The sequence below is a fragment of the Mesorhizobium sp. B2-4-3 genome (genome assembly GCF_006442815.1).
In the GTDB taxonomy this organism is placed as follows: Bacteria; Pseudomonadota; Alphaproteobacteria; order Rhizobiales; family Rhizobiaceae; genus Mesorhizobium.
Window position 1 is genome coordinate 1 of the sequence record NZ_VFVL01000024.1, and the last position, 18,521, is coordinate 18,521.

The 18,521-nt window shown below is 63.8% G+C and carries 23 protein-coding genes; 8 read left to right on the forward strand and 15 right to left on the reverse strand.

What is annotated here, in order from left to right; genetic code table 11:
* Window positions 1-254 precede the first annotated feature (254 nt).
* From FJ956_RS21040 to FJ956_RS21050, 3 genes are all read right to left on the reverse strand, one after another.
* Window positions 255-719 carry an SRPBCC family protein gene (locus FJ956_RS21040; protein WP_140678826.1) on the reverse strand — a complete coding sequence of 155 codons (465 nt, stop codon included), beginning with the start codon at window positions 717-719 and terminating at the stop codon, window positions 255-257.
* 16 nt (window positions 720-735) lie between these two features.
* Window positions 736-1,128 carry a VOC family protein gene (locus FJ956_RS21045; protein WP_140678828.1) on the reverse strand — a complete coding sequence of 131 codons (393 nt, stop codon included), beginning with the start codon at window positions 1,126-1,128 and terminating at the stop codon, window positions 736-738.
* 69 nt (window positions 1,129-1,197) lie between these two features.
* Window positions 1,198-1,680, reverse strand: a complete 483-nt coding sequence (locus tag FJ956_RS21050; protein WP_140678830.1) for an SRPBCC domain-containing protein — start codon at window positions 1,678-1,680, stop codon at window positions 1,198-1,200.
* A 51-nt stretch (window positions 1,681-1,731) separates the two neighbouring features.
* Between FJ956_RS21050 and FJ956_RS21055 the strand changes: the two genes are divergently transcribed.
* The 3 genes from FJ956_RS21055 to FJ956_RS21065 all read left to right on the forward strand — a co-directional run bounded on the left by FJ956_RS21055 (window position 1,732) and on the right by FJ956_RS21065 (window position 3,342).
* Window positions 1,732-2,055 carry a helix-turn-helix domain-containing protein gene (locus FJ956_RS21055; RefSeq protein ID WP_140678832.1) on the forward strand — a complete coding sequence of 108 codons (324 nt, stop codon included), beginning with the start codon at window positions 1,732-1,734 and terminating at the stop codon, window positions 2,053-2,055.
* Between the two features lie 204 nt (window positions 2,056-2,259).
* Entirely contained in the window at window positions 2,260-3,009 is a 750-nt protein-coding gene (locus FJ956_RS21060; protein WP_140678834.1) for a YebC/PmpR family DNA-binding transcriptional regulator, read from the forward strand.
* A 24-nt stretch (window positions 3,010-3,033) separates the two neighbouring features.
* Window positions 3,034-3,342 (forward strand): SelT/SelW/SelH family protein, encoded by a 309-nt coding sequence (locus FJ956_RS21065; RefSeq protein ID WP_140679011.1) that lies wholly within the window; start codon window positions 3,034-3,036, stop codon window positions 3,340-3,342.
* A 62-nt stretch (window positions 3,343-3,404) separates the two neighbouring features.
* Here FJ956_RS21065 and FJ956_RS21070 read toward each other — a convergent pair whose 3' ends face one another.
* Window positions 3,405-3,881 (reverse strand): DUF1772 domain-containing protein, encoded by a 477-nt coding sequence (locus tag FJ956_RS21070; protein WP_140678836.1) that lies wholly within the window; start codon window positions 3,879-3,881, stop codon window positions 3,405-3,407.
* A 125-nt stretch (window positions 3,882-4,006) separates the two neighbouring features.
* On the opposite strand from FJ956_RS21070, the gene FJ956_RS21075 reads away from it, so the two are divergent.
* Entirely contained in the window at window positions 4,007-4,648 is a 642-nt protein-coding gene (locus tag FJ956_RS21075) for a TetR/AcrR family transcriptional regulator (protein ID WP_140678838.1), read from the forward strand.
* A 68-nt stretch (window positions 4,649-4,716) separates the two neighbouring features.
* Complete coding sequence (locus FJ956_RS21080; RefSeq protein ID WP_140678840.1) at window positions 4,717-5,835, forward strand: DUF4274 domain-containing protein; 1,119 nt, start codon at window positions 4,717-4,719, stop codon at window positions 5,833-5,835.
* Window positions 5,836-5,953: 118 nt separating this feature from the next.
* On the opposite strand, the gene rpmE is transcribed toward FJ956_RS21080, so the two are convergent.
* On the reverse strand, window positions 5,954-6,175 hold the full coding sequence (gene rpmE / locus FJ956_RS21085; protein WP_027166741.1) for a 50S ribosomal protein L31: 222 nt from the start codon (window positions 6,173-6,175) through the stop codon (window positions 5,954-5,956).
* A gap of 206 nt (window positions 6,176-6,381) precedes the next feature.
* Between rpmE and FJ956_RS21090 the strand changes: the two genes are divergently transcribed.
* Window positions 6,382-8,184, forward strand: a complete 1,803-nt coding sequence (locus FJ956_RS21090; RefSeq protein WP_140678842.1) for an ABC transporter transmembrane domain-containing protein — start codon at window positions 6,382-6,384, stop codon at window positions 8,182-8,184.
* Here FJ956_RS21090 and FJ956_RS21095 read toward each other — a convergent pair.
* Window positions 8,165-8,353 (reverse strand): hypothetical protein, encoded by a 189-nt coding sequence (locus tag FJ956_RS21095; RefSeq protein ID WP_140678844.1) that lies wholly within the window; start codon window positions 8,351-8,353, stop codon window positions 8,165-8,167. The two genes, FJ956_RS21090 and FJ956_RS21095, sit on opposite strands and share 20 nt — an antisense overlap.
* Before the next feature lie 78 nt (window positions 8,354-8,431).
* Window positions 8,432-9,919, reverse strand: a complete 1,488-nt coding sequence (locus tag FJ956_RS21100; protein ID WP_140678846.1) for a carboxypeptidase M32 — start codon at window positions 9,917-9,919, stop codon at window positions 8,432-8,434.
* 146 nt (window positions 9,920-10,065) lie between these two features.
* Here FJ956_RS21100 and FJ956_RS21105 point away from each other — a divergent pair, with 146 nt between their 5' ends.
* Window positions 10,066-10,419, forward strand: coding sequence for a DUF1304 domain-containing protein (locus tag FJ956_RS21105; RefSeq protein ID WP_140678848.1), 354 nt, complete (start codon window positions 10,066-10,068; stop codon window positions 10,417-10,419).
* 75 nt (window positions 10,420-10,494) lie between these two features.
* On the opposite strand, the gene FJ956_RS21110 is transcribed toward FJ956_RS21105, so the two are convergent.
* The 7 genes from FJ956_RS21110 to FJ956_RS21140 form a co-directional block, all read right to left on the reverse strand.
* The gene (locus tag FJ956_RS21110) at window positions 10,495-11,523 is read right to left on the reverse strand and encodes a peptidoglycan -binding protein (protein WP_140547078.1); all 1,029 of its coding nucleotides are present in this window, start codon (window positions 11,521-11,523) and stop codon (window positions 10,495-10,497) included.
* Between the two features lies 1 nt (window position 11,524).
* Entirely contained in the window at window positions 11,525-12,547 is a 1,023-nt protein-coding gene (locus FJ956_RS21115; RefSeq protein ID WP_140678850.1) for a MotA/TolQ/ExbB proton channel family protein, read from the reverse strand.
* 238 nt (window positions 12,548-12,785) lie between these two features.
* Window positions 12,786-13,478, reverse strand: a complete 693-nt coding sequence (locus tag FJ956_RS21120; RefSeq protein WP_140678852.1) for a hemolysin III family protein — start codon at window positions 13,476-13,478, stop codon at window positions 12,786-12,788.
* A 115-nt stretch (window positions 13,479-13,593) separates the two neighbouring features.
* Window positions 13,594-14,394 carry an inositol monophosphatase family protein gene (locus FJ956_RS21125; protein ID WP_140678854.1) on the reverse strand — a complete coding sequence of 267 codons (801 nt, stop codon included), beginning with the start codon at window positions 14,392-14,394 and terminating at the stop codon, window positions 13,594-13,596.
* A 23-nt stretch (window positions 14,395-14,417) separates the two neighbouring features.
* Window positions 14,418-14,984: an elongation factor P gene (efp, locus tag FJ956_RS21130; RefSeq protein WP_140645868.1), complete on the reverse strand. Its 567-nt coding sequence runs from the start codon at window positions 14,982-14,984 to the stop codon at window positions 14,418-14,420.
* A 141-nt stretch (window positions 14,985-15,125) separates the two neighbouring features.
* Window positions 15,126-16,214, reverse strand: coding sequence for a tetratricopeptide repeat protein (locus tag FJ956_RS21135; protein ID WP_140678856.1), 1,089 nt, complete (start codon window positions 16,212-16,214; stop codon window positions 15,126-15,128).
* Between the two features lies 1 nt (window position 16,215).
* Window positions 16,216-16,863, reverse strand: coding sequence for a thiamine phosphate synthase (locus FJ956_RS21140; protein WP_140678858.1), 648 nt, complete (start codon window positions 16,861-16,863; stop codon window positions 16,216-16,218).
* Window positions 16,864-17,175: 312 nt separating this feature from the next.
* On the opposite strand from FJ956_RS21140, the gene FJ956_RS21145 reads away from it, so the two are divergent.
* Window positions 17,176-17,904, forward strand: coding sequence for a class I SAM-dependent methyltransferase (locus FJ956_RS21145; protein WP_140678860.1), 729 nt, complete (start codon window positions 17,176-17,178; stop codon window positions 17,902-17,904).
* A 29-nt stretch (window positions 17,905-17,933) separates the two neighbouring features.
* On the opposite strand, the gene FJ956_RS21150 is transcribed toward FJ956_RS21145, so the two are convergent.
* The gene (locus tag FJ956_RS21150; RefSeq protein ID WP_140678862.1) at window positions 17,934-18,392 is read right to left on the reverse strand and encodes a GNAT family N-acetyltransferase; all 459 of its coding nucleotides are present in this window, start codon (window positions 18,390-18,392) and stop codon (window positions 17,934-17,936) included.
* Window positions 18,393-18,521 lie beyond the last annotated feature (129 nt).

Here is an 18,521-nt window from a genome sequence, read left to right on the forward strand (position 1 = left end):
GTTTGCTTTACAGCTGCAAAGACTTAGGACGGGCCGCCGCTCAGACCACGGTCATAACGTCTAGAATCCATGCCGTTACCCACGCCGAAGAATGCAGCGGAGCAGAATTCTGCACCGTTGCAACGCTTACAGGTAACGGAATGGATTCTATGGTCTGCGCCGCGTCGCTTCGCTCCTTGCTTCGCCATAGAATGACGAAGCGATCGGCGTTTCAGCCAAACGCCAAAGCATCTGCCAACGCAAACATTTCGGCCTTAGGCCGAAATGCCCTTGGGGTGACGGTCGGCGATCAGGCCAAGCGTCAGCCCCTGTTCCAGCCATGCCTTGGCGCCGGCAAGCACCAGCGCAAAGCCTCCGGTGGATTCGACCGCCTGCTTGACCTGTTCGTCGCCGGAGCCGGCGAAGCCGAAATTGCGGACTTCGAGAAAGGTCGCGTCGTCCGGCATTTCGGTGAGCGACCAGACGACGGTGGTCGGCGGATCGCTCCATTGCATGACGATCTTCTCGTTGGGGACGATCTCGCTGACCTCGACCCTGGTCGAGACGTCATACATGCGCCACTCCCACTTTACCGTCATGCCTTCGTCCAGTCGGCCGCTCGAATGCGTGAACCAGAATTTCGTGGTGATCGCCGGATCGATGATTGCTTCGAAGACGTCGGCGACCGGCCGTCGGATCAGCATGGCGGTTTCGGCGGTGGGGGCGCGTTTCAATTCCACAGTACCCTCCTCGATGTCAGGGCAAGTTGATCTGCCAGGAGACGCCAAAGCGGTCGTTGAGCCAGGCGAAACGACGGCTGAAGCCATAATTGCCGGTCGGCATCAGGAAGCCGCCGTCCTTGGAGAGAACGCCGACGATCCGCTCCAGTTCCTGTTCGGAAGAACAGTCGACAAAGAAGGAGAAGGATGGCGTGAAGGTGAAGGCGTGATGGACGGGGCTGTTGTAGATCCTGACCTCGACGCCGCCGACCAAAGCGCGCGCCAGCTTGAGCGTTCCTTCCGCCCCGTCCTCGCCCCGGCCGTGGCGCGTGATGTCGAGGACACGGCTATCGGGAATGGTCCCGCAATAGAGGGTCATGGCCTCCTCGCCCTTTCCCTCGAACATCAGGAATGGTGTTGCTTTCGTCATCGGGCGACCTCCTCCTGCCGGATATCGGGACTTGAACGCAGGCTCAGATATCGGGACTTGAACGCAGGCTCAGATGTTGGTCTCGTTGGCCGGCTCGCCTTTCATCTCGCTGCGGTAGTAGCCGTCGCGCAGATTGATGCCGTATTCGAGATAGGCCTTCATGCAGGCGAGCATCTGCGACCAGCCCTCGCAGTTGAGGTAGGACTTCTTCAGGCCGACCTCGCCTTCGCGCCAGCCTTGCTCGGCGATGGTGACGAAGGTGCCGCCGTCCTCCAGCGGCTCGAAATTCATCTCGATGCGGGTCTTGTAAGCGGGCTTGCCGTCGGCATCGGTGGCGTCCCAGCGCAGCACGATGCGCTCGTCCTTGGTCACTTCGTCGACCTCCACCGGCACCATCTTCCACCAGGTGACGGTGGTGCCGGCGACAAGCGGAGCCGAAGCGCCGCCAATAGTGGTGAAATAACCGCTGAGCTTCGTCGGGTTGACGACGGCGTCGAAGACCTCGGCGACCGGTTTGCCGACGCGCCCGGAAATCCTGAATCCAAGGGACATATCCACAGCTCCTTCCTTGCTTGACCAAATGATATGTTATAAAAACATAACATGTCAAGTCAAACCGCGGACGATCATGTTTTCAAGGCCTTGGCGCATTCGCGCCGGCGCGAATTGCTGGATCGCCTGAAGGACCAGCCGCAGACCACCGGCGCGCTGTGCGAGGCTTTTCCGGACATGGACCGCTGCACGGTCATGATGCACCTGAAAGTGCTGGAGGAGGCCGACCTGGTCGTTGCGAAGCGTGAGGGGCGCGAACGCTGGAACCATCTCAATGCGCTGCCGATCAAGCAGATCCACGACCGCTGGATCAGCCAGTATGCCGGCCACGCCATCAGCATTCTCGATCGGCTGAAGTCCGATCTGGAGGGGTGAGCGGCCATCTTCGGCGTTGGCGTGATGGTGCGTCTGGACGAATTGAGCCGATTTATCTATAAGCCGGCCATTCCGACAAAGAGCGCCGCGCGCCTTCGCAGGCATGTCCGGGACGTTCTGAAAGATTGAATTCGAGCATTTTGCCGAAGACGAGGTGATGACACCCCGCTTCGAGATGCTCTAGCCGAACACGACAGGGGTGCCATGGCTGGCCATTCGCAGTTCAAGAACATCATGCACCGCAAGGGTCGCCAGGACGCGGTGCGGTCGAAAATGTTTTCCAAGCTGGCGCGTGAAATCACCGTCGCCGCCAAGAGCGGGACGCCTGATGTATCGATGAATCCGCGGCTTCGCCTCGCCGTGCAGAACGCCAAGGCGGTGTCGATGCCGAAGGACAACATCCAGCGCGCCATCAACAAAGCCTCCGCCGGCGACGGCGAAAACTACGAAGCCGTGCGCTACGAGGGCTACGGTCCCGGCGGCGTCGCGCTGATCGTCGAGGCGCTGACCGACAACCGCAACCGCTCGGCCTCCAATGTGCGCGCCGCCTTCACCAAGGCCGGCGGAGCGCTCGGCGAAACCGGCTCGGTGTCGTTCATGTGGAACCGCGCCGGTGAAATCTACTACCCGGCTTCCGCCGGCAGCGCCGACAAGGTCATGGAAGCCGCGATCGAGGCCGGCGCCGACGACGTGGAGTCCGACGAGGAAGGCCACACCATCTATTGCAGCTTCGAGAATCTCGGCGACGTTTCGAAGTCGCTCGAGGCCGCGCTCGGCGAGGCGGAATCGGTCAAGCCGATCTGGCAGCCGCAGAACAACGTCCCGGTCGATGAAGAGCGGGCGCAGTCGCTGATGAAGCTGGTCGCCACCCTCGAGGACGATGACGACGTGCAGAGCGTCTACGCCAATTTCGAGGTCGACGACGAGACGCTGGCCAAGCTCAGCGCGGCGTAAGATATGAGCGATGCTCAATCCGTGATGAGCGAAAAGCCGATGCCTGTCATCCGCATCACCTACTGCACACAGTGCCAATGGCTGCTCAGGGCCGGCTGGATGGCGCAGGAACTGCTTTCCACCTTCGGCACCGATCTCGGCGAAGTGACGCTGGCGCCTGGCACCGGCGGCATCTTCACCATCACCTGCAACGATCAGCTGATCTGGGACCGCAAGCGCGACGGCGGCTTTCCGGATGCGGCGAAGCTCAAGCAGCTGGTTCGCGACGTCATCGATCCCGACCGCGACCTCGGCCACGCCGATCGCAAGGATCGTAAAAAAGACCCCGCCTGATAAACTGACTCCCGAAAGTTGGATGCAACCTTCGGGAGCTTTGCATTCGCGGGCTGCCGTCTTCAGATCAATGCCATGATGAAGCAAGCCATCGCCACGATCGCGGTGACGGTACGGACGTGGTTCCACATCACCCACTCGCTCAGATGGTTTGCCCACGCGGCGGCGCCGTTGGCGCTGGCAGGATCGACGGCGGCTAAAGCATCGTTGAGCGGCACGTTGAAGACCATGGTCACGATCGGATTGCCGACGAAATAGATCACGGCGCCGGCAAGCAGCCAGTAGGAGCCTGACTGGCTCCAGCCGAAGAGAACCGCGGCAATGAGCACGAGGCAGATGAGGCCGGTGCCGAAAAGCGCCGTCATGAAGGTCGGGGTGATTACTGTGATGTTGATCGAATTCATCGCGGCGATGCCGCTTGGGACGGGCAGCCGGGCAAGCGCCGCCATGATGAAGTTCGAGAAGGCGAAGAAGACGCCGCCGACCACGCCGGAGCCGATCGCGGCGATGAAGGTGAGGGTGGGAAGAAGTTTTATCATGTCGGTTGCTCCAGATTGGTCGACGGTTGCGATAGAAATATGAGGAACACTCATGTTTGCAAAACGTGATAAACACTCATATCTTGCGAGTCAAGCCGGTTCCGAAAAATCGCCCGGAGTGAGCCATGGATGACAAAGTCGCCGCGAAGACCGACCAGGGCGCAATTGCTTCGCCGCGCCGCGCGCCGACCCAGCAGCGCAGCCGCGAGCGGGTCGAGCGCATGCTGGCCGCCGCCGCGGCGCTGATTGCCGAGCAAGGCAGCGATGCCATGCGCATGGGCGAGGTGGCGGAGCGGGCAGGCGTGTCGATCGGCTCGCTCTACCAGTTCTTCCCCGACAAGCGGGCGCTCGTCTGGGCGCTGGCCGAGCGCTACACCGCCGAAAGCCAGGCCTGCATCGCATCAGCGCTGCAGGATGTCACCGACGCCGAAGGGCTGCGGAGCGCGTTTTCGGAGCTTGTCGACATCTATTATCGGATGTTCCTGGCCGAGCCGGTGATGCGCGACATCTGGTCGGGCACGCAGGCCGACAAGGCGCTGCGCGAACTGGAGCTCGCCGACAGTCGCGCCAATGCCGACTTCCTGGTCGCGGTGCTGAAGCGGATTCGCCCCGATGCCGATCCGATCGAATTGGAGACGGCCGCGTTTCTCGTCTGGCAGATGGGCGAGGCCGCGGTGCGGCTCGCGATTTCCGTCGAACGGGAAGAGGGCGACAGGCTGGTCGCGGCTTACAAGCGCATGGCGCTGACGGAGTTGCTGGGCGAGTGACCAGCGTCGTCCCGGCGGGCGCGATCTCAAGTCACGACGTTTTAACGGCTTCGCATTAAAGTGTTTCCATGAAACTTCCTACCTTTGGCCGCAAGGTGTCATCGTCGCAGCAAACACCGCCACCTCCGCCACCAGAAGACGGAGATGGCGGAGGTCCTTCATTGTTGTCAATGCTTGCAAATCTGCGACCGCTGATGAGTACAGCAGACATTGCAGTCACCCTCGGACTTAAAGAAGCTGAAATAACTTCGAAACTTCTGCAAAAATTCGATTATGACGATGGCGTCATGATATACCGAATTCATCCTGAGAACATTATTGATCAGATCGTGTTTACGTCGAAATTTCCGGAAAGGATTTCGATATGTGGCTTGTCTATGGGGATGAGCGCCTCGATGATGTTCGGCGTCATGCCCAGTTTAAGCCTGCCGGCAGGGGCAACAGGCGAACCTAATGGGCAAGGCTGGATTAGCTATACTGCAACGATCGCTCCAGAGGGTTTCGAAATCACCGCCGGTTTGAGAAACGGCGAGCTACGCAGGATAGGTCTGACAAGACCACATTATCAGGAAGTCCTGGCGGAACGGCAGCGGCGTGAAGACGACCGAATAGAAGACCTGAAGCTGGCGCAGGAGCGAGCCAATCGTTGGAAGTCCATCGATGACCCTGGTGGGATGCTGGAGAGCTGGGCAGCACATTGTTCGCCTTTGGGAAAGCCGCCAGACAAATTTGTCGCCTATGCGAAATGGCTCAGAACATCGTCAACGCCGGATCAGCGGCATGTCGCGGCTGACCTCTGGAACTGGGATTATAGCCACGCGCCTTTGCTGTGGATGATAAGGCAAACCGACTGCGACAAGGCAACGGCCCTCAGCATCTTCTTCAAGGGCGAGCCGTTCTTTTACCTGCAATTCGCCGCGGATCGCTCGGCAGTGCCAGGTCACGCTGTGGAGGTGTTCGATCTTCTGACTGAAATCCGGCTCCGCTTTGCAAAGGGCTTCTATACAAGGTCGGAGATCGCCTTTGACGGCGAGCGCGAGATGTCAGGCGTCCACCGCTCGGGAGCGAGCCCGATGTCTATACAGGCCTTCTATCCGCCAGAGGCCGGACAGAGGTTCTCAGGCCGCGATTTCTCGTATCAAAACAATTTCGGCGGACTTCGGCTTCCTGATTTCGGTATCATCTGACTGACAGGCCGCCGGGGTCTCCTGTCACGGGAACAAGATCGGGGGTGGGCCGCGTAGGCGTCATAAAAAACCCGCCACGAAGGCGGGTTTTTTGATCTGCGACAAAGCGGAAGAAGGCTTAGAGGCCGAAGCCTTCGAAGCGCTTCTTGAACTTCGACAGGCGGCCGCCGCGGTCGAGCAGGGTCTGCTGACCGCCGGTCCAGGCCGGGTGCGTGGTCGGGTCGATGTCGAGGTTCATCGTGTCGCCTTCCTTGCCCCAGGTCGAGCGGGTCTGGTATTCGGTGCCATCGGTCATGACGACCTTGATGGTGTGGTAGTCGGGATGGATATCGGCCTTCATTGTCGTGTTCCTGGCTTGCCGGCGCTGGTGACGGGCCTAAAGGCCTGCGTCGATGCGCCCCTTTTTAAAACTCGAAGCCGCAGCTAATGAAAAGCCACGGCTTCTAAAACGGTCGGCGAGCCTATACATCAGCCGGAATTGAATCACAAGGCCGCGGCAGGCGCATATTGAAGCACGGTGCCGGCAAGCGGCCGGAGGAAACGCTTATGGCGGAAATCGGTGGCAGCGCAAGCGAGCGCACACGCTCGGTCCGGCCGCTCCGCAGCCTCTTTCCGTACGTTACCCGCTACCGGAAGCTGGTAATAGGGGCCGTCGTCTCGCTGATCGTGGCGGCGGTGACGACGCTTGCCTTGCCGATGGCCGTGCGGCGCATGATCGATCACGGTTTCCAGGCATCGGGCTCCACCTTCATCGCGGAGTATTTCGCGGCACTGGTTCTGATGGCGGCTTTGCTCGCGGCCGCGTCCGCCAGTCGGTACTATTTCGTCATCACGCTCGGCGAGCGGGTCGTCGCCGACATACGCCGCGACGTTTTCTCCCATGTCACGACGCTGTCGCCGGCGTTTTTCGATCGTTCGCATTCGGGCGAGATCGTGTCGCGGCTCGCCGCCGACAGCACGCAGGTGAAGTCGGCGGTCGGCGCCACCGCCTCGGTCGCGCTGCGCAATGTCATCCTCGGCCTCGGCGCCGTGGCGATGATGGTCGTCACCAGCCCGAAACTTTCCGGCCTGGTGATCGCGGCCATTCCGGTGATCGTGCTGCCGCTGGTCGCCTTCGGCCGCTCGGTGCGGCGCAAGTCCCGGCAAGCACAGGACACGCTCGCCGAGGCCACCGCCTATGCCAGCGAACAGATCGGCGCGGTGCGCACGCTGCAGGCCTTCACCAACGAAAAGCTGGTCACCGGCCGCTTCGCCGCGGCGGTCGACGCTGCCTTCGAGGCGGCGCGCGCCTCGGTGTTCGCGCGCTCCTTCCTCACCTTCTTCGCCATTTTCATGATCTTCTCCTCGGTGGTCGCGGTGCTGTGGTTCGGCTCGCGCGACGTGCTTGCCGGCACCATGTCGGCCGGCACGCTCGGCCAGTTCCTGCTCTATTCGGTGTTTGCCGCCGGCGCGCTCGGCGCGTTGTCGGAGGTGTGGAGCGAGCTGTCGCAGGCGGCGGGCGCCGCAGAGCGGCTGACCGAGATCCTGGCCGAGACGCCGGCGATCCAGCGGCCCGCCGACCCCATTCCGTTGCCGGCCACGGCCAAGGGCGCGATCGACTTCGACGACGTCTCCTTCTCCTATCCGGCGCGGCCGGACCGTGCCGCCGTGCATGGCCTGAGCTTCCAGGTGAAGCCCGGCGAGACGGTGGCGATCGTCGGGCCTTCGGGTGCGGGAAAAAGCACCGTCTTTTCGCTGATCCTGCGCTTCTACGATCCCGAGGGCGGGCGCATCATCATCGACGGCGTCGATGTGCGCGAGGCCGACCCCGCCGCCATCCGCGAGCGCATAGCCATCGTGCCGCAGGACGTCACCATCTTCGCGGCGAGCGCTGCCGACAACATCGGCTTTGGCCGGCCGGGCGCCAGCGAGGCCGAGATCGAGGCCGCGGCCAAGGCGGCCCTTGCCGACGAATTCATCGCCAGGCTCGACAAGGGCTATGACAGCCAGGTCGGCGAGCGCGGCGTGACGCTGTCCGGTGGCCAGCGCCAGCGCATCGCGATCGCCCGCGCCATCCTGCGCGACGCGCCGATCCTGTTGCTCGACGAGGCAACCTCGGCGCTCGACGCCGAGAGCGAGACGCTGGTGCAAAGGGCGCTGGAGCGGCTGATGCGCGGCCGCACCACCATCGTCATCGCGCACAGGCTGGCGACGGTGCTCAAGGCCGACCGCATCCTGGTCATGGACGGCGGGCGCATCGTCGAGGAAGGCACGCATCAGAGCCTAGTCGCCAAGGGCGGGATCTACACGCGGCTCGCCAAGCTGCAGTTCGAGACCGGAGCCAGCGCTTTCAAGGGCGCGGCGGAGTAAGGCCCTCGAGACAATCGAGTGAGCGGCCATCCCAGTTCATGCGCTGGATGCGCAGAAAATCGGTTGTGCTTTCGCCTCTTGTGCCGGACACACGCGGCAATTCATCCAGCATTTTCTTGAGGCGCTTGACTGCAATCGCACGCGATACCTGCTCGACTGACTTTTCCACGAAACAACCTCTTGCGTCGGCGCTGCGTCCTCAACCTCGGTCTCTATGCCTGCCTCGATAGAAAGGCAATCGAGCGCGTTATGCCTCGCCGTAACGCCGGCGCAGATGCTCGGTGAAGTAAGCTGCGTTCAGCTTCTCGCCCGTGGCACGCTCGAGCAGCTCGGGGGTGGACCACCGCGAGCCTTGCGACCAGATCCGGTCGCGCCGCCAGCCATTGATGGCTCTGAAATCGCCCTTTGCCAGGTCCTCGTCGGCGGACGGATGCTTCGTGGTCAGCGCCGCCCATTGCTGCGCGGCCATCATGGCGCCCAGCGTGTAGGAGGGGAAATAGCCGAAGGCGGCGCCCGGCCAATGCACGTCCTGCATCGGGCCGTCGGCCGGATTGTCGATGGTCGAGAGGCCGAGATAATCGCGCATCTTCGCGTCCCATGCTTCCGGCAGGTCGGCGACCTCCAACCGGCCGGACACGAGCTCCTGCTCGAGCTCGTAGCGTAGGATGACATGCAGCGGATAGGTGACCTCGTCGGCGTCGACGCGGATCAGGCCGCGCTCGACATGGTGGACGTGCGGCAGGATGTCGTCGAGCAACCAGGCTTCGCCGAGATGTTTTTCGACCACCGGCAGCGCCCAGCGCCAGAAGGCCGGATTGCGGCCGATCTGCTTTTCGACGAACAGGCTCTGGCTCTCATGCACGGCCATGCCGCGAGCCTTGCCGAGCGGCCAATGCGACCAGGCTTTCGGCAGGTTCTGCTCGTAAAGCGCGTGGCCGGTCTCGTGCAGCACGCCCATCAGCGCCGACAGGAAGTCGGAGGTCTTGTAGCGGGTGGTGATGCGCACGTCGGTCGGCACGCCGCCGCAGAAGGGATGGTGCGACGCCGATAGCGAGCCGTGGGTGAGGTCGAAGCCGACGGCCGCCATCATGGCAAGTCCGAGCTCGCGCTGGCGGTCGACGGCATAGCTGCCGGAGAGCGGCTTTCGCGGATGCCTGGCCAGCCGCGCATCCTGCACGGCAAGCGCGTGCGGCAGGAAATCGCGCAGGAAGACCTTCAGCTCGGCAAACACCGGCGTGATGTCGGCGGCGCGGTTGCCGGGATCGTACTGTTCCATCAGCGCGTCATAGGGGGCGAGGCCGAGCGCGTCGGCGCGAAGTGCTGCTTCCTCGCGCACCAGGGCCACAACGCCTTCCAGCGCCGGCAGGAAGCCGGCCCAGTCGTTCTTGGCGCGCAGGTCGCGCCAAAGCTGCTCGGAACGCATGCGCGCCACCGTCTGCCGCTCGACGAATTCGACAGGCAGGCAGGTGAGGTTGGTGTATTGGCGACGCAGTTCCCGCACCGCCGCCTGTTGCTCTTCGCCGAGCGGTTCGGCTTCGGCCGCCGAAATCCAGTCGCCGATCTCGGGCGCCGTGGCCTGGCGGTGCAGCATGCCGGCAAGCGAGGACATCGCCTCGGCGCGCTTCTCGCCGCCGCCGACCGGCATATGCGTCGCCTCGTCGGCGCCGAGGATGGCCAAAGCATGCTCCAGCGCTTCGAGCTTGTGGCCGAGTTGGTCGAGTTTCTGGAAGGACATGGCGGGTTCCGGCTGCAAATGGGCTGGCGCGAAAAGATACCAAGGCGCGAAGCTTGGCAACCCTGGTCGGCGAGGCCGGGGTCAACCTATCTTGCGCGGCGGCCTCGACGTGTGGTCAATGCTTGTCCGAACGAGCGGAGGGGACAATGATCGGCAATATCCTGGTCGGGCTGGTGGCGCTGATCCACTGCTATATCGTCTACCTTGAGATGGTGTTGTGGGACACGCCGCGCGGCTGCAAGGCGTTCAGGCTGACGCCGGAATTCGCCAGCGCCTCGAAGGTGCTTGCGGCCAATCAGGGGCTCTATAACGGCTTTCTCGCCGCGGGCCTGATCTGGGGCCTCTATCTCGGCGCCGGCGGGTTCCAGATCAAGATGTTCTTCCTGCTCTGCGTCACTATCGCCGGCCTCTATGGCGCGGCGACCATCGGCCGCAAGATACTCTTCATCCAGACGGTGCCGGCGGTGCTCGCCATCGCCGCGCTTTGGCTCGGCCTGTAATCGAAACGGCCGCTATCGAAAAAGGACGCCCTCGGTACCAGGTCCCGTTCCCACTTTCGGGAGACATGCTTCAAATCACCGTTCGGTGAGCTTCAGCTCAATGCGGCGGTTCTTGCTGCGCGCCTCGTCGGTGTCGGCGGGATCAAGCGGCTGGAACTCCCCGAAGCCGGCGGCCACCAGCCGGTTGGCCGGCACGCCGTTCTCGATCAGGAACTTCACCACCGAGGTGGCGCGGGCGGTCGACAGCTCCCAATTGTCGCGATAGCGGCCGGTGCCGGACAGCGGCTTGTTGTCGGTATGGCCGTCGACGCGCAGCACCCAGCTGATCTCGGGCGGGATTTCCTTCTGCAATTCGATGATGGCGTCGGCGAGCTTCTTCATCTCGACCTTGCCGGCGTCGTTGATCACGTCGGAGCCGGTCGGAAACAGCACCTCCGACTGGAAGACGAAGCGGTCGCCGACGATGCGGATGTTCTCGCGGTCGGCGAGGATCTCGCGCAGCCGGCCGAAGAAGTCGGAACGGTAGCGGTTGAGCTCCTGGACGCGCTGCGCCAGCGCCACGTTCAGGCGGCGGCCGAGATCGGCGATCTTGGTGTTGGAGTCGCGGTCGCGCTGCTCGGAGACGTTGAGCGCATCTTCCAGCGCGCCGATCTGCTTGCGCAGGGCCGCGATCTGCTGGTTGAGGATCTCGACCTGGCTCAGCGCCTGCTGGCTGATCTGGCGCTGGTTGCTGAGCTCGCCGGACAATGCTGTGGCGCGCTGGTTGGCGGCATCGCCGGCGCCGGCGCCTTGTTCCAGCAATTGCTGGAGCCGGCTCTTTTCCGCTTCCGCCGCCGACAGCGAGGCCTGCAGATTGGCGAGCGAGTCTTCCTTGTCCTGCGAATTCGAGCGCTCGAGCGCGAGCAACTGGGTCAGCTCGTTGATCTGCGAGTTGAGCCGGTTGAGAACCGTGTCCTTACCGGAGATCTCGCGGCTGAGCAGGAACTGCGCCAGCACGAAGACGGTAAGCAGGAACATGATCGCCAGCAACAGCGTCGACAAAGCGTCGACGAAACCCGGCCAGTAGTCGATGCGGCGGTCGGCGCGCCGTCTTGCCAGCGCCACGTCAGTGGACCCCTTGCTTCTTCAGCGCGTCGGCGATTTTTTCCAGTGTGTTGCGCATGGCCTTCTGCTCGTCGGACTGGGCTTCGACCCAGTCGCGCATGATCTGCTGCTCGGAGCGCATGTTCTTCACCAGCCCCGAGATGCCGTCGGCAAGATTGGCCATGGCGGTGGCGACCCGCGGATTGGAGCCGCCGCCATTCTCCTGCAGGCTGCGCAGCCGCTCCGACAGCAGGCGGATGTCCTCGGAGGATTCGGCTGTTTTCGACGTGTCGGACACGACGATGTCCGATGACATATCGGTGACCGAGGACAGCCAGTTTTCGAGCTCGGTGTAGAAGCGGGTCTGGGCGCGGCCGGCCTGCAGGTCGAGGAAGCCGAGCACAAGCGAGCCGGAAAGGCCGAACAGCGAGGACGAGAACGCGGTGCCCATGCCGGCGAGCGGCGCCGACAGGCCTTGCTTCAGCGCGTCGAGAACGGCGGCGGCGTCGCCGGTTCCCGGGTCCAGCGCCTCGATCGTCTCCCGGATCGAGGCGATGGTGTTGAGCAGGCCCCAGAAGGTGCCGAGCAGGCCGAGAAACACAAGCAGGCCGACCAGATAGCGCGAGGTGTCGCGGCTTTCGTCGAGGCGGGTGGCGATGGAATCGAGCATCGTGCGCATCGAAGAGGTCGAGAAGGCCATCGAGGACGAACGGCCGATCATCGCCTTCATCGGCGCCAAAAGCACCGGCTCGGTAGTCTCGGAGCCGGCACGGAAGGAATTGACCCAGCGCACCTCGCGAAACAGCCGCCCGACCTGGGCAAAAGCGAGCAGGATGCCCACCACAAGCACGCCGACGATCAATCCGTTGAGGCCCGGATTGCTGGAGAAGGCGGTCGAGATCTGGCGGGTGAGGATGGCGGCGATGAAAGCGACGATGATCAGGAAGATCACCATGGTGAGCAGGAAGACCTGCGGGCTCGACAGCTTGTGCGGATCATAGACCAGGACGTCCGATCGCCTGCCGAAGGATCTAAGAAAAGCCATCCGTGCCCCGTTTCCGATGCCACCGCCGCAGAATTGCCGCGACTCTAAACGGAATTGTGACCAAATTGAATGGCGCTTGGCAATATGGCCGATAGGCCTGCGCCCAGAGGCTTAGAGCGGTCCCCGTTTCACGGAAAACGGGGAACCGCTTTAGCTCTGTTGTTTTGCGCAATTCCGGTCGGAAGGCCACGGCGAAGGCGCCGGGCCTAACCGCTACGCACTTTTCCTGGAATTGCTCTTAGAACCGGTTGACGACCAGACAGTCGACCATGGCGGCCAGATGCAGGCCGGCGCCGGTGACGACGAAGCCGTGCCAGACGGCATTGTGGAAGCGCAGGCCCTTCCAGGCGAAGAAGATAACGCCCAAGGAATAGACGATGCCGCCGGCGATGAGGAGCGCGACCGAGGTCGTCGGCAGCGTCTCGACCAGCGGTCCGGCAAGCACCACGCCGCTCCAGCCGATGGCGAGGTAGAAGACGATGGCGAGCCGGTCGTAGCGGCCGGGCAGGAACATCTTGATGGCGATGCCGGCCGCTGCCGCGCTCCACACGACGACGATCATGGGCAGCGCCAGCGGCGAGTTGTCGAGCTGGGCGAGGAAGGGCGTGTAGGTGGCGGCGATCAGCAGATAGATCGCGGCATGATCGAAACGGCGCAGGATCCATTTCGCCGGCCACGAGACCGGCCACAGATTATAGGCCAGCGAAACCGAAAGCACGGTGAGCAACGAGACGACATAGAACACCGCGGCGACATACTCGCCCGGACCGGAATGGAAGGCGGCCAAAGCCAGGAAGGCGGAGCCGGCAGCGATCGCCAGCACGATGCCCACCGCATGGACGACACCGTCGGCGATCATTTCGGCGCGCGAATAGTGCCAGCGCCCCACAAAGGGGATCTCGATCTGGGTATCTGGCCGCGCGTCGCTCATCAAATGATCCTGCAACCCTAATCTGGGCGCTCGCGGACCAGTATTTCAAGCTTCGGTTGCGGTTTTGCGACTAAGGGCGCGCGTCCTTTCGACGCGCAAAGGGCGCCATAGTCAGTCAGCGAGCAGCCAATGGCGTCTTCACGGTCTTGAGCAAAGCGCGCTGGATAAGCTCGTTGCCGGCGACGACCTCGCCATTGTCGAGCATCTCCTGTCCGCCGCTCATGTCGGAGACGAAGCCGCCGGCTTCGCGCACCAGAAGGATGCCGGCGGCGATGTCCCAGGACGACAGGCCGGTTTCCCAGAAGCCGTCCATGCGGCCGGCCGCGACATAGGCGAGATCGAGCGCGGCGGAGCCAAGGCGGCGTACGCCGGAGACTTCGGCCATGACGTTGCGCAGCTCGATCAGGAAATTGCCGTGCTGGCCGCGGCCGAGATGCGGCATGCCGCAGCCGACTACCGCGTCGGTCAGCTTGGAGCGCCCGGCAACGCGCAGCCGACGGTCGTTCATGAAGGCGCCGCCGCCGCGCTCGGCCGTGTAGAGCTCGTCCATCGCCGGATTGTAGACGACGCCGGCGACGATCTGGCCCTGGCGCTCGAGCGCGATCGACACCGAGAAGACCGGAATGCCGTGCAGGAAGTTGGTGGTGCCGTCGAGCGGGTCGACGATCCAGCGGTGCTGGGCGTCCTCGCCTTCGACCGCGCCGCGTTCCTCCATCAGGAACGCATAGCCCGGCCGCGCCTTGGAAAGCTCGGCGAAGACGATCTCTTCGGCCTTGCGGTCGGCCTGGCTGACATAGTCGCCCGGGCCTTTCATCGAGACCTGCAGGTTCTGCACCTCGCCGAAGTCGCGCGACAGCGAGCGGCCGGCCTTCATCGCAGCCTGGACCATGACGTTGAGGAGAGCGGAACGCGCCATTTTTTCTTCCTGCTTTTTTGCCGTCAGTCCGCGCGGCGCATGTAGGTGATTTCGTTGGTGTCGACGATGATGCGCTCGCCGGCCGAGATGAAGGGCGGCACCAGCACACGGATGCCGTTCTCCAGCACCGCCGGCTTGTAGGAGGAAGCGGCTGTCTGGCCCCTAACCACCGGGTCGGCCTCGGTGATGGTCAGCGTTACCTGGTCGGGCAGCGAAATGCCGATCGGCCGCTCCTCGTAAAGCTGCACCGTGACCATCATGCCGTCCTGCAGGAAGGCGGCGCGCTCGCCGACGAAGTCCTTGGCCAGCTCGAGCTGCTCGTAGCTTTCGGTGTCCATGAACACCAGGGCGTCGCCCTGCTCGTAGAGGAACGAAAAATCCTTCAGATCGAGCCGGATCTGCTCGACGGTCTCGGCCGAGCGGAAGCGCTCGTTGAGCTTGGTGCCGTTGATCAGGTTCTTCAACTCGACCTGATTGTAGGCGCCGCCCTTGCCAGGCTTGACGGTGTTGGTCTTGACCGCCACCCACAGCCCGCCATCGTGCTCGATGACATAGCCGGGACGGATTTCGTTGCCACTGATCTTGGCCATGATGAACTGATCCGGAATGAGATTTTTCTGGCGCGGGTCGCGCTTTGGCGCCTCCAAGACCACAAATTGCACGCAGTAGCAAGGGAGGAGGCAAGGAGGGGACCCAAGCGAGCCCGGACATGGCGTCCGTGGCGCGATGCGTCAACGCAGGCGATTTGCCTTCTGCAGCGCCTGCTTGGTCTGGTCGTCGTCGAGGCCCTGCAGGAAATCGTCCATCTGCGGGTCGATCAGGCCGGCGCGGCGGGCGACGATGTACCAGGCGCCGGCAAGGATCAGGTCCGGGTCGGTGCCGATGCCGCCCATATAGAGCTTGGCGAGGCGGTTCTGGGCGGCGACGTTGCCGCCCTCCGCCGCCCGCTTCATCCAGGCAAAGCCCGATTTCAGGTCGCGCCCGCCGCCGCGTCCCTCGATCATCCAGGCGGCGAGGTCGATCTGCGCGGTGTCGTAGTTCTGTCTTGCGGCCTGCGCCAGCAGAAGACGGGCCTGGGCGTCGTCATGCGGCTTGCCGCCAGCGCCATTGGCGTAGAGCTGCGCCATCGCATACTGCGCATCGGCAAGGCCGGTGGCGGCGGCGCGCTCGTAGTAGACGGCGGCCTTCACCAGGCCGTCATCGCCGGGATCCTGCTGGACGAGCAACTGGGCGAAATTGAACTGCGCAAGCCGGTTGCCGGCCTCGGCCGAAGCCTGCATCAGCGCGAAGGCGCCCTTTTCGTCCTTCTTCACATAACGGCCGTCGAGCAGCATCAGCGCATATTGGAACTGTGCCTCCGGCACGCCCTGTTCGGCGGCCAGCGCATACCATTTGCTGGCCTCGGCCGGATTGAGCGGCACGCCCAGTCCGCGCGACAGGATTTCGGCCACCAGCGTCTCGGCCGCCGGATCGCCGTTCTTGGCGCGGTCCATGGCGAGGTTGTAGGCGGTCTTGTAAAGCCCACGCTGGAAGGCGCCGTAGGCGGCGTCCGGCTGCTTGGCGCCGAAGCGGTCGGGATTGACGGCATCGGCCGATGGCGGCGTCATGGTCGCCGGTTGCGGCAAGGTGTTTTGTATCGGCTTGTCGATATGCGGACCGCCGCCGAACCTGCTCGCATCCGGCGTGACCGTATTCGGTGTGCCGGAGTCCGGAGTGCCGGCATCCGGCCGCGGCTGCGGCAGCGGGATGGTCTCGGCCGCCATCGCGGCCTGCGCAAACGAGCCGGCCAGGACAACCAGAGAAAGGACACGCAGGCGCATGTCAGTCCTCGAAACGCGGCGCGGTTTCATCGAGCAGCGCGTTGGCGGCGGCGATCGCCGCCCGCGGGTCGCGCCCGTCGGCAAAGACGGCGCTGGACAGCGCCACGAACTCGGCGCCGGTCGCGGCCACCGTCTCGACGGAAGCAAGCTCGGAGCCGGCCATGACGATGCAGGGGATCGAGATCATCTCCGCCCACCACTCGCCGAGGGCGAGGTTGCGGTGATGCGGCTCCGGCTTGTTGTCATAGCCGAAACGGCCGAAGAACATATAGTCGGGCCGCTTCTCGCCGAGCTCCAGCGCCTCGTCGCGCGTCTTGGCGCCGCCGACGCCGACCATCATCTTGCCGGCCACGCGCTCGATCGTCTCGGCCAGTTCCCCGGGCTTCACTTCGACATGGATGCCATCGGCCTGGACGCGCCCGGCGATGCGGCTGTCGCCGGCGATGATGACGGCGACGCCGGCGCTTTGAGCGATCGGCGCGATCCGTTCGGCGAAGGCCTGGAAGGAGGCATCGTCCATGCCGTTGTCGGGCAGGATCAGCGAGGCGACGTCGCCCCCCTCGAACGCCGCGCAGATCTGCTCCACCGGCACGAGCGGCGGCGCGATCAGCACGATGCGGCAGCGGTTGGGCGGGGTTAAATCGTTCATTGGCCTTCGATCCCGGTTTCGCCTATGCCGGGCGAAGATGGTTGCATTGCGGCATAGAGCAAAGGGAGCGGCTTGAACAGCAGCCGTGCGGCGCCAGGGCCAAAATGCTTAACCGCCGCTGTGGCTTGCGTCGCCCATTCGGGTTCCGAGGATGGCGTTGGAAGCCGAGGGGAGATCCGCTGGGCCGTGATGGCGTTTCGTTGAATCGCCATCACGGCCTAGCTCTTTGTTGGAGCATGATCTTTCTCCGAAAACCGGTTCCCACTTTTCGGGATCATGCTCTAGATATGCCGGCGAAAGCAGGACAGGCACATGGCGCAAAACATCTACGACCATCCGGACTTCTTCGAGGGCTATAGCCGTCTCGGCCGCTCGGTCGCGGGCCTGGACGGCGCGCCCGAATGGCCGGCGCTGCGCGCCATGTTGCCCGACGTCGACGGCTTGAGCATCGTCGATCTCGGTTGCGGGTTCGGCTGGTTCTGCCGCTGGGCGCGCTCGCATGGCGCGAGCGAAGTCCTCGGCCTCGACCTGTCGGAAAGGATGCTTGCGCGGGCACGCGCCGCCGGCTCCGACGCTGCCATCACCTATCGGCGCGCCGACCTCGACGAGCTCAGTCTGCCGAAGGCCCGTTTCGACCTCGCCTACAGCTCGCTTGCCTTGCATTATGTCGGCGACGCCGCGCGCCTGTTCGCGACCGTCCACCAGGCCCTGGTGCCCGGCGGAACCTTCGTCTTCTCGACGGAGCATCCGATCTACATGGCGCCGACCAACCCGGGCTGGTCCATCGATGCGGCGGGCAGGAAGACATGGCCGGTCGATCGGTATCTGATCGAGGGACCGCGCGCCACAGACTGGTTCGCCAAGGGCGTGGTCAAACACCACCGCACCATCGGCACCACGCTCAATTTGCTGATCCAGGCCGGATTCAGCATCGGGCATGTCGAGGAATTTTGCCCGTCGGACGAGCAGATCGCCGCCCGGCCGGAACTGGCCGAAGAGCTCGAGAGGCCGATGTTCCTGCTGGTTCAGGCGCGACGCTAGGGCGTTCCGCCGGGGCAGTCGAGCGTCTGTTAAAGTTGCAGCTTGTAGCCGATGTGGCTGGCCTTGAAGCCAAGGCGCTCATAGAAGCGATGCGCGTCGGTCCGGCTCTTGTTGGCAGTCAGCTGGACGACCCGGCAGCCGCGCTCGCGGCATTTGTCGATCGCCCATTCGAACAGCCGCTGCCCCAGGCCCTCGCCGCGGCGGCTCAACACGACGCGCACCGCCTCGATCAGGCCGCGGCGGGAGCCGCGCAGCGACAGCCCGGCGATAAAGGTGATCTGCAGCGTGCCGATGATATCGTCGCCGTCGGTCATCACCGCGAGGAACTGGTTCGGATCGCCGTCTATCGCCGCGAAGGCGTCCAGATAGGCTTGCGCCAGCGGCAGGCCGGCGTCTTCGCGGGCCTGGCCGAGCGCATCGTCGGCAAGCATCGCGACGATCGAAGCAATGTCCGCTTCGCGCGCCTTGCGAATGCTGATGGCGCTCATTTCCATACCTCAAGACAGCGAGCCGGCCGACTGATGGCCCTTGGCCGTGCGGCCGGCCGTCGATATCGAGCCGGCAACAGCGGATGCCGGCATTAATGACTATCCCGGCGGCGCTATTCTGCGCTATGG

Bases quoted from the DNA above. Each gene is read 5' to 3' on its own strand.
- FJ956_RS21050 (WP_140678830.1), bottom strand. From the start codon at position 1,680: ATGTCCCTTGGATTCAGGATTTCCGGGCGCGTCGGCAAACCGGTCGCC.
- FJ956_RS21065 (WP_140679011.1), top strand. From the start codon at position 3,034: ATGAGCGAAAAGCCGATGCCTGTCATCCGCATCACCTACTGCACACAG.
- FJ956_RS21080 (WP_140678840.1), top strand. From the start codon at position 4,717: ATGAAACTTCCTACCTTTGGCCGCAAGGTGTCATCGTCGCAGCAAACA.
- FJ956_RS21120 (WP_140678852.1), bottom strand. From the start codon at position 13,478: ATGAGCGACGCGCGGCCAGATACCCAGATCGAGATCCCCTTTGTGGGG.
- FJ956_RS21145 (WP_140678860.1), top strand. From the start codon at position 17,176: ATGGCGCAAAACATCTACGACCATCCGGACTTCTTCGAGGGCTATAGC.
- FJ956_RS21135 (WP_140678856.1), bottom strand. From the start codon at position 16,214: ATGCGCCTGCGTGTCCTTTCTCTGGTTGTCCTGGCCGGCTCGTTTGCG.
- FJ956_RS21140 (WP_140678858.1), bottom strand. From the start codon at position 16,863: ATGAACGATTTAACCCCGCCCAACCGCTGCCGCATCGTGCTGATCGCG.
- FJ956_RS21125 (WP_140678854.1), bottom strand. From the start codon at position 14,394: ATGGCGCGTTCCGCTCTCCTCAACGTCATGGTCCAGGCTGCGATGAAG.
- FJ956_RS21100 (WP_140678846.1), bottom strand. From the start codon at position 9,919: ATGTCCTTCCAGAAACTCGACCAACTCGGCCACAAGCTCGAAGCGCTG.
- efp (WP_140645868.1), bottom strand. From the start codon at position 14,984: ATGGCCAAGATCAGTGGCAACGAAATCCGTCCCGGCTATGTCATCGAG.
- rpmE (WP_027166741.1), bottom strand. From the start codon at position 6,175: ATGAAGGCCGATATCCATCCCGACTACCACACCATCAAGGTCGTCATG.
- FJ956_RS21150 (WP_140678862.1), bottom strand. From the start codon at position 18,392: ATGAGCGCCATCAGCATTCGCAAGGCGCGCGAAGCGGACATTGCTTCG.
- FJ956_RS21055 (WP_140678832.1), top strand. From the start codon at position 1,732: ATGTCAAGTCAAACCGCGGACGATCATGTTTTCAAGGCCTTGGCGCAT.
- FJ956_RS21090 (WP_140678842.1), top strand. From the start codon at position 6,382: ATGGCGGAAATCGGTGGCAGCGCAAGCGAGCGCACACGCTCGGTCCGG.
- FJ956_RS21070 (WP_140678836.1), bottom strand. From the start codon at position 3,881: ATGATAAAACTTCTTCCCACCCTCACCTTCATCGCCGCGATCGGCTCC.
- FJ956_RS21060 (WP_140678834.1), top strand. From the start codon at position 2,260: ATGGCTGGCCATTCGCAGTTCAAGAACATCATGCACCGCAAGGGTCGC.
- FJ956_RS21105 (WP_140678848.1), top strand. From the start codon at position 10,066: ATGATCGGCAATATCCTGGTCGGGCTGGTGGCGCTGATCCACTGCTAT.
- FJ956_RS21075 (WP_140678838.1), top strand. From the start codon at position 4,007: ATGGATGACAAAGTCGCCGCGAAGACCGACCAGGGCGCAATTGCTTCG.
- FJ956_RS21115 (WP_140678850.1), bottom strand. From the start codon at position 12,547: ATGGCTTTTCTTAGATCCTTCGGCAGGCGATCGGACGTCCTGGTCTAT.
- FJ956_RS21045 (WP_140678828.1), bottom strand. From the start codon at position 1,128: ATGACGAAAGCAACACCATTCCTGATGTTCGAGGGAAAGGGCGAGGAG.